12 protein-coding genes are annotated in these 15,057 nt (G+C 43.9%); 4 read left to right on the top strand and 8 right to left on the bottom strand.

What is annotated here, in order from left to right:
- Positions 1-3: 3 nt before the first annotated feature.
- From msbA to kdsB, 4 genes are read left to right on the top strand one after another with little or no spacing between them, the layout of a single operon-like run.
- On the top strand, positions 4-1,752 hold the full coding sequence (msbA, locus tag R7P69_RS09940; RefSeq protein WP_042522131.1) for a lipid A ABC transporter ATP-binding protein/permease MsbA: 1,749 nt from the start codon (positions 4-6) through the stop codon (positions 1,750-1,752).
- Between the two features lie 5 nt (positions 1,753-1,757).
- Positions 1,758-2,765 (top strand): tetraacyldisaccharide 4'-kinase, encoded by a 1,008-nt coding sequence (gene lpxK / locus R7P69_RS09935; RefSeq protein WP_213898066.1) that lies wholly within the window; start codon positions 1,758-1,760, stop codon positions 2,763-2,765.
- Entirely contained in the window at positions 2,746-2,925 is a 180-nt protein-coding gene (locus tag R7P69_RS09930) for a Trm112 family protein (protein WP_005378451.1), read from the top strand. The genes lpxK and R7P69_RS09930 overlap by 20 nt, the downstream gene beginning before the upstream one ends.
- On the top strand, positions 2,925-3,680 hold the full coding sequence (gene kdsB, locus R7P69_RS09925) for a 3-deoxy-manno-octulosonate cytidylyltransferase (protein WP_017820020.1): 756 nt from the start codon (positions 2,925-2,927) through the stop codon (positions 3,678-3,680). Before R7P69_RS09930 ends, kdsB begins: the two co-directional genes overlap by 1 nt.
- Before the next feature lie 79 nt (positions 3,681-3,759).
- Here kdsB and R7P69_RS09920 read toward each other — a convergent pair whose 3' ends face one another.
- The 8 genes from R7P69_RS09920 to pflB all read right to left on the bottom strand — a co-directional run bounded on the left by R7P69_RS09920 (position 3,760) and on the right by pflB (position 14,893).
- A complete protein-coding gene (locus R7P69_RS09920; protein ID WP_005378449.1) occupies positions 3,760-5,319 on the bottom strand; it encodes a SpoVR family protein in 1,560 nt (519 codons plus the stop codon).
- 11 nt (positions 5,320-5,330) lie between these two features.
- Positions 5,331-6,602 carry a YeaH/YhbH family protein gene (locus tag R7P69_RS09915; protein WP_005378448.1) on the bottom strand — a complete coding sequence of 424 codons (1,272 nt, stop codon included), beginning with the start codon at positions 6,600-6,602 and terminating at the stop codon, positions 5,331-5,333.
- A gap of 47 nt (positions 6,603-6,649) precedes the next feature.
- Entirely contained in the window at positions 6,650-8,584 is a 1,935-nt protein-coding gene (locus R7P69_RS09910) for a PrkA family serine protein kinase (RefSeq protein WP_005378447.1), read from the bottom strand.
- A 492-nt stretch (positions 8,585-9,076) separates the two neighbouring features.
- Entirely contained in the window at positions 9,077-9,577 is a 501-nt protein-coding gene (locus R7P69_RS09905) for a YfbU family protein (protein WP_005378446.1), read from the bottom strand.
- Between the two features lie 136 nt (positions 9,578-9,713).
- Positions 9,714-10,379, bottom strand: a complete 666-nt coding sequence (locus R7P69_RS09900; protein WP_213962629.1) for an energy-coupling factor ABC transporter permease — start codon at positions 10,377-10,379, stop codon at positions 9,714-9,716.
- 154 nt (positions 10,380-10,533) lie between these two features.
- Positions 10,534-11,274, bottom strand: a complete 741-nt coding sequence (pflA, locus tag R7P69_RS09895; protein WP_005378444.1) for a pyruvate formate lyase 1-activating protein — start codon at positions 11,272-11,274, stop codon at positions 10,534-10,536.
- A gap of 211 nt (positions 11,275-11,485) precedes the next feature.
- Entirely contained in the window at positions 11,486-12,463 is a 978-nt protein-coding gene (locus R7P69_RS09890; RefSeq protein WP_005378443.1) for a lipid A deacylase LpxR family protein, read from the bottom strand.
- Between the two features lie 153 nt (positions 12,464-12,616).
- Positions 12,617-14,893, bottom strand: a complete 2,277-nt coding sequence (gene pflB, locus R7P69_RS09885) for a formate C-acetyltransferase (protein ID WP_005378442.1) — start codon at positions 14,891-14,893, stop codon at positions 12,617-12,619.
- Positions 14,894-15,057 lie beyond the last annotated feature (164 nt).

Raw genomic sequence — 15,057 nt, 5'->3', positions numbered from 1 at the left:
TCTATGTCGATAAATACTGATGAAACGACTTGGCAGACGTTTAAGCGTCTATGGCAATTTATTCGCCTTTATAAGTCAGGTCTTGTCGTTGCAGTCATTGCATTAGTTATTAATGCCATATCAGATACCTATATGATTTCCCTGCTAAAACCACTACTCGATGAAGGTTTTGGGAACGCTGAATCTGATTTTTTACGCACGCTTCCATTGATTATTTTTGCCATGATGTTCATCCGTGGCATAAGTGGATTTGTCTCCACCTACTGTTTGAGCTGGGTATCTGGCAACGTAGTTATGCAAGTCCGTCGCATGGTGTTCAATCACTTTATGCATATGCCAGTGTCTTACTTTGATAAGGAAAAGACGGGCAATTTATTGTCGCGTATAACCTACGACTCAGAGCAAGTGTCAGCGGCAACTAGCCAAGCGTTGGTGAGCATTGTCCGTGAAGGTGCAAGTATCATTGGTCTGTTAGTTTTGATGTTTTACAACAGCTGGCAATTGTCGCTAGTGCTGTTTGCTGTTGCTCCCGTTGTAGCATGGGGTATTGGTGTTGTTTCTAAACGTTTTAGAAAAATATCCAAAAATATGCAGACCATGATGGGTAACGTAACTGCATCAGCAGAGCAGATGCTGAAAGGCCATAAAGTTGTGTTGAGCTATGGCGGCCAAGACATCGAACGTAAACGATTTGAAAAAGTCAGCAACCAAATGCGTCAACAAAGCATGAAGTTGGTGACGGCTCAAGCGGCGGCTAACCCTATCATCCAAATGATTGCATCACTTGCAATTGTTGCCGTTCTTTATTTAGCAAGTATTGATTCGATTAAAGAGCAACTGACTCCAGGTACATTTACTGTTGTGTTCTCTGCAATGTTTGGTCTGATGCGCCCACTTAAAGCGCTGACTAACGTTACTTCTCAGTTCCAACGTGGTATGGCCGCGAGCCAAACGCTCTTCGCGTTAATTGACCTCGAGCCTGAGAAAAACGAAGGTAAGTTGACAGTTGAACGCGCAAATGGCGATGTTTCAGTTAAAAACGTAAGCTTTACTTACACTGGTGCAGAAAAACCAGCATTGGAAAATGTCAGCTTCGATATTCCAAGAGGAAAAACGGTGGCGCTAGTTGGCCGTTCTGGCTCAGGTAAAAGTACCATCGCGAACTTGTTCAACCGCTTCTATGATGTTGACAGTGGATCTATCACATTAGATGGGCATGATATTCGTGATTACGAGCTAAAGAATTTACGTCAGCAATTTGCACTAGTATCGCAAAATGTTCATTTGTTTAATGACACGATAGCAAACAATATTGCGTACGCAACGGATGGCCAATACGAGCGCAGTGATATCGAGAAAGCGGCAACACTCGCGCATGCGATGGAGTTCATCGGCAAAATGGATGATGGACTTGATACCATGATTGGTGAAAATGGTGCTAGCTTGTCTGGTGGTCAACGCCAACGTGTTGCGATTGCGCGAGCTCTATTGCGTGATGCTCCAGTGCTGATTCTTGATGAGGCAACTTCGGCTTTGGATACCGAATCCGAGCGAGCTATTCAAGCTGCACTTGATGAGCTGCAAAAAGACAAAACGGTACTTGTAATAGCGCACCGCTTATCCACAATCGAGAAAGCCGATGAAATTCTTGTGGTTGATGATGGTGCCATCATTGAACGTGGCAACCACGCTGAGCTTATTGAGAAAAATGGTGCGTATGCACAATTGCACCGTATTCAGTTTGGTGAATAAGCGCGGTGATTGAAAAAATCTGGTTTGAAAGCCATCCAATAAAATATCTCTTGTGGCCGCTTTTGTGGCCACTGAGTTTATTATTTGGAGCGATAAGCAAGTCAAAGCGAAAGCAATACCAAACTGGCCGCAAGCAAGCTTATAATGCGCCTATACCTGTTGTTGTGGTTGGCAATATCACTGCTGGTGGCAATGGTAAAACACCAGTTGTTGTGTGGCTTGTTGAGCAACTACAGCAAATGGGCTTTAAGCCGGGGGTTGTTTCTCGTGGTTATGGGGCAAAGGCTCCTGCCTATCCGTTAGTGCTAAAAGAAGATACGCCAGCGAAGCATTGTGGCGATGAACCTAAGTTGATTCATCGCCGTACAGGAGCACCTGTTGCGGTAGATCCTGTGCGTTCAAATGCAGTGAAAGCACTGCTAGATTTGGATGTGGATATCATAATTACGGATGATGGATTACAACATTATGCGTTAGGCCGTGATATTGAGTTAGTGATTGTGGATGGGAATCGCCGGTTTGGGAATGAAAGCCTGATTCCATTAGGTCCTTTACGTGAAGGTATTGAGCGACTTAAAGAAGTCGACTTTATCATCACCAATGGCGGTCAAGCGCATACGGGCGAAATCGCAATGGCTTTAGCACCCTCTAAAGCTATTAATCTTAAGACTAAGCAACATGTGGATGTCTCGGAGTTGAAAGATCTCGTCGCATTTGCGGGCATTGGGCATCCTCCGCGTTTTTTTCATACACTAAACTCGATGAACGCAGATGTTAAAGTCACAAAAGGTTTTGCTGACCATCAAGACTTTGATCAACAAGAATTAGAAGCATTGGCTCAACAAGGGACCAATGTGGTTATGACCGAGAAAGATGCCGTCAAGTGCAGCCATTATGCGCAAGATAATTGGTGGTATCTGCCTGTATCTGCCCAGTTTGAATCAAACGATGCAGAGCAAATTTTAAATAGAATAAAAGAGGTTAAAGCGGCTTATGGATCACCGTCTACTTGAGATTGTAGCTTGCCCTGTTTGCAAAGGTAAGCTGACGTACGATAAAGATAATCAAGAGTTGATCTGCAAATTGGATCGCCTTGCTTACCCGATCAAAGAGGGTATTCCAGTTCTGCTAGAGCCTGAAGCTCGCACTATGAGCATGGATGAGGGACGCTAATGTCTTTTACGGTTGTCATCCCCTCGCGCTACGCATCGAGCCGTTTGCCTGGTAAACCGCTAGCGGATATTGGTGGTAAGCCTATGGTTCAGTGGGTTTATGAACAAGCGCTACAAGCGGGTGCGGAAGATGTCATCGTTGCAACTGATGACGAGCGTGTTGCGAAAGCGGTTTCGTCATTTGGTGGTAAAGTTTGTATGACCTCTCCCCACCACGAATCAGGTACGGAGCGTCTTGCCGAAGTTGTTGAAAAGATGGCTATTCCGTCAGACCACATTATTGTTAATGTGCAAGGGGATGAGCCTTTGATTCCGCCGTCCATCATTCGTCAGGTTGCTGATAACTTATCTGGGTGTGAAGCTCCGATGGCGACGTTAGCTGTAGAAATAGACTCGGAAGAGGAAGTGTTCAACCCGAACGCTGTTAAAGTTGTCGCAGATGAGCAAGGCTATGCGTTGTACTTTAGTCGAGCAACCATCCCTTGGGATCGCGATAACTTTGCTAAACAAGACAAAACTATTGCCAACCCATTAATGCGTCATATTGGTATTTATGCTTATCGAGCTGGTTTCATTAATACGTATGTCAACTGGGCACCAAGTGCATTAGAGCAGATTGAGTGTCTTGAGCAACTGCGAGTGCTTTGGTACGGTGAAAAAATTCATGTGGCGGTAGCGAAAGAAGCACCAGCGGCAGGGGTTGATACGCCCGAAGACCTAGAAGCCGTGCGCGCGATTGTTGAGAAGCAAGCGTAACAAATGCTCATATAGATTTAAGAATAAACAAGGCTCCTGAATTAGGAGCCGTTTTGTTTTACTTGTATCGCGGTATTAGTTAAATGTTAGTGTCGTATTGGTTCCGTTTAGGGCAGGTCGCTAACACCTCTCGGTGACCGGTGTCTTTCACTTCTTGGAGAATGACATCAAAGCCCCATAATCGATACACGTGCTTTAGAACTTCTTCGTAACTATCATCAAGTGGGATGCGGTTGTGAGGAACGTACTGCAACGTAAGCGATCGATCACCACGGACATCGACATTGAACACCTGAATGTTTGGCTCAAGATTAGATAAGTTATACTGAGCGGCTAAGGTTTCTCTAATGCGTTTATAACCCATCTCATCGTGTATAGCAGCGACTTCAATAAAGTTCTTATGATCATCATCGTTGATCGCAAACAGCTTGAAATCACGCATTAATTTCGGAGAAAGGTATTGGCTAATAAAGCTTTCATCTTTGAAATTATGCATCGCGAAATGCACTGCATCTAACCAGTCGGTTCCTGCTAGGTCTGGAAACCACTCCTTGTCCTCATCAGTTGGTTCTTCGCAGATACGCTTAATATCTCGGAACATGGCAAAGCCTAACGCGTAGGGGTTAATGCCATTAAAGTAAGGACTGTTATAAGGCGGCTGAGCCACGACACTGGTGTGGCTATGTAAGAACTCTAGAATGAACTTTTCAGACACCAAGCCCTCATCATAAAGATGGTTGAGTATGGTATAGTGCCAGAACGTTGCCCAGCCCTCATTCATGACTTGCGTTTGTTTTTGCGGATAAAAATACTGACTGATCTTACGGACGATCCGAACAACTTCACGTTGCCATGGCTCTAGCAACGGCGCATGTTTTTCGAAGAAGTAGAGCAAGTTTTCCTGAGGCTCGCTTGGGAATCGCTCTTTAATGTCTTCCTCTTTCGTCTTGGCTGTTGGTACCGTGCGCCAAAGCTCATTAACTTGAGATTGTAGGTATGCTTCGCGTTCTTCTTGTCTTGCTTTTTCCTCTGTAATTGAGATTTTCTCTGGACGCTTGTAGCGGTCTACACCAAAGTTCATTAACGCGTGACAAGAGTCGAGCAGTTTTTCCACTTCTTTTACGCCATATCGTTCCTCACACTCGGCTAAATACTTTTTGGCGAACAGCAGATAGTCGATAATAGAACTGGCGTCAGTCCACGTTTGGAATAGGTAATTACCTTTGAAAAAAGAGTTATGGCCGTAACACGCGTGCGCTATAACGAGTGCTTGCATTGTTACCGTATTTTCTTCCATCAAATAAGCAATACAAGGATCGGAGTTAATCACAATCTCGTAGGCTAGCCCCATTTGACCATGTTTATAGTTCTGCTCTGTTTGAATGAATTTTTTACCAAATGACCAGTGGTTGTAATTGATTGGCATGCCGATACTTGAATAGGCATCCATCATCTGTTCTGAAGTAATCACTTCTATTTGGTTAGGGTAAGTGTCTAGGCGATAATGCTCCGCGACACGCTTAATTTCTTTGTGGTATCGCTCTAACAGCTCAAATGTCCAATCTGGTCCATCCGGCAACACTTTACTGTTACGCTTCTTAGGCGCCTCTCCTGAGAGGTTTCTCGTTGCGGTATTCATCGCTAGCCTCCTTACGCCGTTTCTTTTTGGAATAGTTCACGAAAGACTGGGAAAATATCCTCCACAGAGCGAATGTTTTTCATTGCGAAATTAGGAAACTCTTCAGTGAGTTTTTCGTACTCATGCCATAGAGTTTGATGCGAGCGCCGCGTGATCTCTATGTAAGAGTAGTACTGACAGTTTGGAAGTAATTTGTTCACTAACAGATCCCGGCATCTTGGCGAATCATCTGCCCAGTTGTCACCGTCGGATGCTTGAGCTGCATATATGTTCCACTGACCAATCGGGTATCGCTCTTTTACTATTTCATCCATTAACTTGAGCGCGCTAGATACAATGGTACCCCCGGTTTCTTGTGAGTAGAAAAATTCGTGCTCGTCCACTTCCTTCGCTTGGGTATGGTGGCGGATAAAGACGACTTCGACATTCTCGTAGGTACGAGTTAAGAACAAGTACAAAAGAACATAGAAGCGTTTTGCGATGTCTTTCGTTGCCTGATCCATAGAACCGGATACGTCCATTAGACAGAACATGACCGCTTGGCTCGATGGTACCGGGCGTTTCTCATAGTTCTTGAAGCGTAAGTCGAAGGTATCGATGAACGGCACGCTTTCGATTTTCTTGCGCAGTTCTTCAATTTCAGCCTTCAAGCGGTTCTCTTCAAACTGCTGAGCAGGCTCAATATTTTTGATGCGAGCAAGTTCGTCTTCTAGCTCTTTGAGAAGTCGTTTCTTACCAGCAGTCATTGCAGTACGGCGCGCAAGAGATTGTTGCAGAGAGCGTACTACGGCGATATTGGAAGGGATACCGGCAGTTTGAAAGCCTGCACGGTGCGTTTTCCATTCTGTGATTTTGGCAATTTGGTTTTTTTCTAGATTAGGCAGCTCGAGATCTTCGAACAAAATATCGAGGTACTCATCTTTTGATATTTGGAATACAAATTCGTCTTGGCCTTCTCCATCTGGACTGGCGTTCCCTTCTCCAGAGCCGCTACCTTGACCGCCACCTTTGGGACGCTCAATTTTATCACCAGTAATGAATTGGTCGTTACCGGGATGAACTCGTTCGCGAACACCACCTTTGCCTTGATGAAATATAGGCTCATTGATGTCTTTGTGAGGGATAGAGACGTCTTCGCCCGTTTCCGTATTCGTAATCGAGCGTCGATTCACTGCGTCTGCTACCGACTCTTTTATTTGCTCTTTGTGGCGCTTCAAGAAGCGCTGTCGATTAACAGCGCTCTTGTTCTTGCCATTGAGCCTTCGGTCTATAAATTGCGCCATGAAATAGCCCTCTTCATGTTTCACAAGCGACCTAACTCAATACTGGGTTAGGATGACTTACGTACTCGTAGGTACCACTCAGAAAGTAGGCGAACCTGTTTCTCGGTATAGCCTTTTTCCATCATGCGAGCGACAAAGTCGTCGTGCTTCTTCTGATCTTCAGAAGAGGTTTTCGCATTAAATGAGATAACCGGAAGTAGCTCTTCGGTATTGGAGAACATTTTCTTCTCGATTACTGTGCGCAGTTTTTCGTAGCTGGTCCAAACCGGGTTTTGACCATTGTTATTCGCTTTCGCACGAAGCACAAAGTTAACGATTTCGTTTCGGAAATCTTTCGGGTTAGAAATACCAGCTGTTTTTTCGATCTTCTCTAGCTCAGCATTCAGTGAAGAGCGATCAAATAGCTGACCAGTTTCTGGATCTCGGTACTCTTGGTCTTGAATCCAGAAGTCTGCATAGGTGACATATCGGTCGAAAATGTTTTGGCCGTACTCAGAGTAAGACTCAAGATAAGCGGTCTGAATCTCTTTACCGATAAATTCAACGTATCGAGGTACTAGGTAACCTTTCAAGAACTCGAGATATTTCTCTGCTGTTTCAGCAGGGAACTGTTCGCGCTCAACCTGTTGTTCAATCACATAGAATAGATGTACAGGGTTGGCTGCCACTTCGGTTTGGTCGAAGTTAAATACGCGTGACAAAATCTTAAAGGCAAAACGTGTTGAGAGACCGTTCATGCCTTCATCGACACCAGCATAATCACGATACTCTTGATAGCTTTTTGCCTTTGGATCCGTATCTTTCAGCGTTTCACCGTCGTATACGCGCATCTTAGAGAAGATGGACGAGTTTTCAGGCTCTTTAAGTCGAGAAAGAATACTGAATTGTGCCAGAGTCTCGAGCGTGCTTGGTGAACAAGGGGCTTGAGACAACTCACTGTTTTCAAGAAGTTTTTGGTAGATTTTGACTTCTTCTGAAACACGTAGACAGTAAGGTACTTTCACAATATAAACACGGTCCAAGAACGCTTCATTGTTCTTGTTGTTACGGAAGGTCTGCCACTCAGATTCGTTTGAGTGAGCCAGAATCATACCGTCGAATGGAATCGCAGAAAGGCCTTCTGTACCGTTGAAGTTGCCTTCTTGCGTTGCTGTTAACAGCGGGTGAAGCACTTTGATTGGTGCTTTGAACATCTCAACGAATTCCATTAAACCTTGGTTTGCTTTACACAGCGCACCGGAGTAGCTGTAAGCGTCTGGATCGTCTTGCGAATAGTGTTCAAGCTTACGAATATCGACTTTACCAACCAATGATGAGATATCTTGGTTGTTTTCATCGCCTGGTTCAGTTTTGGCAATACCGATTTGGTCAAGGATAGAAGGGCGTACTTTCACTACTTTAAATTTGGTGATATCACCACCAAACTCGTGAAGACGTTTAGCGGCCCAAGGAGACATGATCGAGCGAAGATAACGGTGCTCGATGCCATATTCTTTTTTCAAAATATCGCCATCTTCTGTGGCTTTGAATAGGCAGAACGGATGGTCATTCACTGGGCTGCGTTCGCCGTTAGCAGTAAGAACATAAATAGGCATCTGTTCCATCAGAGCCTTAAGCTTTTCTGCAAGCGAAGACTTACCGCCACCTACAGGGCCGAGTAAGTAAAGAATCTGCTTACGCTCTTCTAGGCCTTGCGCCGCATGTTTTAGGTAAGACACAATTTGTTCTATGGCATCTTCCATGCCATAAAAGTCTTTAAAGGTTTCATAACGAGAGATAACACGATTCGAGAAGATTCGGCTTAGTCTCGGATCTTTTGCCGTATCGATTATCTCTGGTTCACCAATCGCCATCAGTAGGCGTTCTGCTGCATTAGCATAAGCGCTTTTGTCATCTTTACACAGGGCTAAAAACTCCTGTAACGACATCTCTTCATCTTTTGCAGCTTCATATCTTGATTGATAGTGGTCGAAAATACTCATGTCGCTTTCCCCTTTAATAGTCAGTCTACCGACGAACGTTGATTCAGGCTTTCCACCAACAGTTATGCTCGTTGTTGTTTGAATATACGTCCTGTTATCACATTTGGTTCGTACAGAATGTAAGATTGGCGACACCAAAGACTTTGCTTTATGGACGGTTTTTTCGTTACAACGGTGAGCGGTGGATATGAATTTTTCAATCACAGCCTTTCTCTACTTAAGCCTAGTCGGGGATTTGCAATTTTGCTTAACAATTATGAATTTATTGTAAAAGTGACATTTGAATCACTCTTTTATTAAGGACGAATTTATGTCGTGAATAGGTGCAATAGAAATCAAATATTTGGCAAAGACAGAAGAGTCTCAGTGATTCGTTGTTCTACATTGAGCAAGGTAAGTGAAAGAGGTAGGAAGAGAGCAAAGTCTTAGATAAGTTTGTGACAGGGTAAATAACAAGGAGAGCGGGCGCTCTCCTCATCTTAGACGACCATTTTATGCGCTGAAGATTTGCGCTAGTTCGTTTTCACATAAATGATACTGACGAGGGCAGTTACGCCAAGTTTGCAGCATACGGCGGTATTTATCTAGCATCGGCATTTGGCTGTTAAAGTGATGATCTGCCTTGTCAAACTGAGGGTACAAACCTTCAGAATCGATGAGAAAACGTACGTAATGTACTTGTTGCGCTTCTGAAGCGATATCAAATCCCAAGAACTTCAAGCGGCGCTGATCTACGTTGCTGCGGTCTTCATCGTCTAGCATGTTGTAAGATTCTTGCATCGCATGATACATCTCCATAACGTCGATGATCTCACGACATTCTGCTTCTGAGAGGCAGCCGAAATCTTTGTTCAACTCTCGCATTTGTAGTTCATAACCACGTTCAACGATCGTTTGTAAGCGTTTGTATTTGGCCGCATTACTTGGATCAAGTTGAGACATAAGGTTGTATTGGTTTGATAGAATCAAACGTTGAGCGTTTGACATTTCCATGGTGACCTCACTAGATATCTAATACATTTTTAATGTGCTTAGGTTAACGCTTAAGACATGAGTGAAACATGATCTCAACACATATTTAATACTAAAAAATGGCAAGAACTGTCACTTTTGACCAGTTTGAAAACACTTATTTATGGTAATGATTGTATATGTAGTCTCGGTCTGAAAATACTCTCAGCCACTCTGGCTTGAATACGGTTAAAACCGCCAGTGCCATACCATTTAATAGACCTTCTGGAAAGGCGAGCAACGGCACAAAAACAAAGTAGTTATGTTGAATGGTTTCCCAATCGTAGTGACCAACTGATAGGTGATAAAAAGAGTTAATGATGAGGTGCAGACTTCCTGTTATCGCGCCATTGAAAAATCCAGCAACGAAGATGAAAACAAAAATGTTTCGTGGCAAGTAGTGGTAACTCAGAAGAAACACTAAGTAACTAATGAAAATCGGAATTAGGGCAGATAGAACTAACGACGTGGGTAAGAGTAGCAAGGACACATCATGTAGTAGGTGGTTGACCAGCATTGCAGGGATACTGATTAGAAATGCCATGCGCCAACCATACATCATCGTCAGCGTTGTTAGTGCAAGAAAATGAATCTGTAATCCTTCTTTTACACCTGCTTGAGCGGCCCATAAAATACTGAAAAAGAAGAGCGTTGCAAAAACGAGGTGCTGAAATCCTTTTTCTTTTTCCAGTTTGGGCCAAACAACTTTTTTCCAATCTGGTAGGCAGTAGACTACTACTATCCAAATTGAGACAACAAGAGAGCCTAAGTTAAACAGATCCATGTTACTTCCTTCCTATGCGAACATGACGCAATCATTTCTATCGTTCTTTTTATACCTAAATGACCGCAGAGAAACTCACTGATAAGGCTTAGATATAATCAAAAAAATACCAGCAATAAGCTGGTATTTTAAAGAGGTTAGTCTTGCGGTTCACTTAGTATTTTACGTTATCGTTGTATTGAGCAAGAATGGATTGAATTTCATCCATGGTTTCTTTCGGTGGCGGGTTTACGCCTTCGAGTGGGTATTCTAAGCCTAACGCTTCCCACTTATGAGCCCCTAATTTGTGGTAAGGAAGTAATTCGACCTTTTCGATGTTATCCATGTCTTTAATAAATTCACCAAGCATGTGTGCTGCTTCTGGGTCATCTGTGTAACCAGGCACGACGACATAGCGAATCCATGTTTTCTTTCCGATTTTTTGCAAGTAACGAGCAAAGTCCAATGTGCGTCGGTTGGATACACCGATGAGATCTTGGTGCACTTCGTCTTTCATGTGTTTGATGTCAAGCATGACTAAGTCTGTTGCATCCAGTACTTCATCGATAACATCAGTGTGCTTACGAACATAACCGTTAGTATCTAGACATGTATGAATGCCCTCGGCTTTAGCTGCGCGGAAAAAATCACGTACGAATTCCGGTTGAAGCATCGCTTCGCCGCCAGAACAAGTAACGCCACCACCTGATGCATTCATGAAGTGGCGGTAACTTTTCGCTTCGGAAATGATTTCTTCAACCGTGACTTCTTTGCCATCATGCGTGTCCCAAGTATCGCGGTTATGGCAATACTTACAGCGCATTAAACAACCTTGCAAGAAGACGATAAATCGAATACCAGGTCCGTCTACGGTACCACATGACTCAAATGAGTGAATACGACCAGCTGTTGACATCTTTTGCTCTCATTACTAGTAAATTCTAGCTGTTATTTTATTACAAAAAGCAGGGTTAAAACAGCTTTGTCGGTACTAAAGGCAAGGTTATTTGAAGAAAGAAAATAGATGGAGCCAATCTACATAAACGCTTGAACACGAGGTGGTTAATACCTACCCCGAGAACTTGCCGTGTATCTAGATTGACTTCGATGCTGGGATAATCCAGTTTTTAGAAAAAGGCGAACACGGAGAACGAGCCTGTCCCATAAACATCGGTTTGGGCTTCTTCATAATCCGGTGTTTTAATTGTAAAGGTGATGCTTGCACCGTAATTTTGGTTGTACCAAGATACCCCCGCGACGGCACTTGCTTGCCAATTTTGCAGTGTGACGTCGTATGGCGCTGACGGTTCAGGAATGCCAGGACGATCTCCTTCGATAGTCATGTCATTAAAGCGGTAACGACCTTCAAACCCGGTGAACAAGAACCAACTCGACGTGTTCTGAGCGATCATACTTGCTGAGAAAGGGCTTTCGACACTGATATTGGCGGCTCCGATGCTATTCGCTAGGTTTGTACCCCAACGAAACATGACGCCTTGGGAGACATCACTACGGAAGTTACCCGCATTGATGTCGTTAATGTTGGTAATCTCCCATTGTGTTTTTTGTTCTTCGCTGCGCATCAATTTGTTAAATACGCGGTAACCAAGGCTGAACGCCACTTTATCTTCAATCTGGTAATCCCAACCTTGAGGGTCCGTCGATCCTGTTATGCCGTGAACGATTTCTTGCGCCTTTTCTGATAGCGAACTTTCACCCGTAGTTCCTATGGTGAAATTGTACCGTACAGCTTTGTCACTCGTTAGGGAAAGGTAGTTGATTTCGGTGTGTAGGTAACCGGCATATGGGCGATCATTGATTAGTGGATAATCGGCTTCAATGTCGCTTGGAGTCCACATCTTGTGGCCAAGAACCAACTCTATTTTATCGATATTGGCGTGCTCTGAGTTAGCTAGACTCAGCCATTTCCATTGGCTTTCTTGTGTCAGCTGGTCTGTCGCGTAAGAAAGGAAAACACCATTCGTATAGTCTTGATCGACGCCAAAAATACCATCGTTGTCGATGGTAAAAGAAACCGTAGACTTAGTGGATGCTATTGCAACTGGAGAAAGAAGGGTAAGAATAATTAATTTACTAAATCTCATAGACTTTATTTGCTAACTTTTTTCGCATCATACGTAAGAATGCGGGCAAAAGTCTTTCGCGATATCACAACTTTCATTCAAGAAATAAAAAAAGGCTGATGCTACTTAGCATCAGCCTTTGTTGTATTACTAGAACGTTATTTCGCTATAGTCTTATAGAGACTCAGTGAATGTACGCGCGATTACGTCAGCTTGTTGCTCTGCAGTTAGAGAGTTGAAGCGAACAGCGTAACCAGATACACGGATTGTTAGCTGAGGGTATTTCTCTGGGTGCTTAACTGCGTCTTCTAGAGTTTCACGGTTAAGAACGTTCACGTTTAGGTGTTGACCACCTTCGATACCCGCTTCGTGGTGGAAGTAACCATCCATAAGACCAGCAAGGTTAGCGCGTTGTGAACCCTCATCTTTACCTAGTGCGTTAGGTACGATAGAGAATGTGTAAGAGATACCATCTTGTGCGTCAGCAAACGGCAGTTTAGCAACTGAAGTTAGTGATGCTACAGCACCTTTCTCGTCACGACCGTGCATTGGGTTTGCACCTGGAGCAAATGGAGCACCAGCACGACGACCGTCAGGCGTGTTACCAGTTTTCTTACCGTAAACCACGTTTGAAGTGATAGTAAGAATTGACTGAGTAGGGATTGCATCACGGTAAGTCTTAAGCTTACGGATTTTGCCCATAAATACAGAAACAAGTTCACATGCAATGTCATCAACGCGTGGGTCGTTGTTACCGAATTTAGGGTAATCGCCTTCGATTTCGAAGTCGATTGCTAGACCGTCTTCGTCACGAATTGGCTTAACTTTTGCGTATTTAATTGCAGATAGTGAGTCAGCCGCAACAGATAGACCAGCAATACCACAAGCCATAGTACGTTTAACGTCACGGTCGTGTAGAGCCATTAGCGCCGCTTCGTAGCTGTACTTATCGTGCATGAAGTGGATAGCGTTTAGTGCAGTCACATATTGTTTCGCTAGCCAATCCATGAAGTGGTCCATTTTCTCCCACAGTTCATCGTAGTTAAGAACATCGCCTTCGATCTTAGGCATTTGCGGGCCAACTTGGATTTTTAGCTTCTCATCCACACCACCGTTGATGGTGTAAAGCATTGTTTTCGCAAGGTTCGCACGAGCACCGAAGAACTGCATTTGCTTACCAACAACCATTGGAGATACACAACATGCGATCGCGTAGTCGTCAGAGTTCATGTCTGGACGCATTAGGTCGTCATTTTCGTACTGAATAGAAGAAGTATCGATAGATACTTTCGCACAGAACTTCTTGAAGCCTTCAGGTAGTTGCTCAGACCAAAGAACAGTGATGTTTGGCTCTGGAGAAGGACCCATAGTGTATAGTGAGTTTAGGAAACGGAAGTTTGTACGAGTAACTAGCGTACGACCGTCAAGACCCATACCACCCATAGACTCAGTTGCCCAGATAGGGTCGCCAGAGAATAGATCATCGTACTCAGGAGTACGTAGGAAACGAACCATACGTAGTTTCATTACGAAGTGGTCGATCATTTCCTGAGCTTGTTCTTCAGTTAGCTTACCAGCCGCGATATCACGTTCGATGAAGATGTCTAGGAACGTAGAAGTACGACCTAGAGACATAGCCGCACCGTTTTGAGATTTAACAGCAGCTAGGTAACCGAAGTAAGTCCACTGAATAGCTTCTTGCGCAGTTTCAGCAGGACGAGAAATATCACAACCGTATTTTGCAGCCATTTCTTTGATTTGACCTAGAGCACGGTGTTGCTCTGCGATCTCTTCACGAAGCTGCATTGTCATTTGTAGGTCTTCGCCGTTCTCAAAACGCTCTTGTAGAGAAGAGAACTGCGCGAATTTATCCTTCATTAGGAAGTCAATACCGTATAGAGCAACACGACGGTAGTCACCGATGATACGACCACGACCGTATGCATCTGGAAGACCAGTCAGTACGCCAGATTTACGACACGCCATGATTTGAGGAGTGTAGATATCGAAAACGCCTTGGTTGTGAGTTTTACGGTATTCTGTGTAGATTTTTTTAACTTGTGGGTCTAGCTCGCGGTCGTAGGCTTTGCATGAACCTTCAACCATGCGGATACCACCGTTAGGGATGATCGCACGTTTTAGAGGAGCGTCAGTTTGAAGACCTACGATAGTTTCTAGGTCTTTTTCGATGTAGCCTGCATCGTGAGCAGTGATGGTAGAGATAACTGAAGTATCAAAATCAACAGGAGCGTGAGTCGCGTTCTCTTGTTTGATGCCTTCCATTACCTTAGCCCAAAGCTTGTTAGTCGCTTCAGTACCTTCAGAAACTAGGAAAGATTCGTCGCCTTCGTACGGAGTGTAGTTCTTCTGAATGAAATCACGAACGTTTACTTCGTTTTGCCAGTCGCCTGCAGCAAAACCTTCCCAAGCTTTAGCAAATTGCTCTGCCATGACATACCTACCTTTTTAGTAGAAAAAAATACGTACTGCTTCGCCGTTGAGCCAGCTATCCCCAGATAAAAGAGGGGAACAGTACACTCTTATGAATAACAATATTTATAGTCTTAAATTTACGTATTCGATTTACAAAACTATAAATATTGTCACTAGTTTTA

The organism is Vibrio sp. 661, assembly GCF_033339315.1.
Taxonomy (GTDB): domain Bacteria; phylum Pseudomonadota; class Gammaproteobacteria; order Enterobacterales; family Vibrionaceae; genus Vibrio; species Vibrio alginolyticus.
This window is presented reverse-complemented; position numbering and strand designations above follow the sequence as displayed.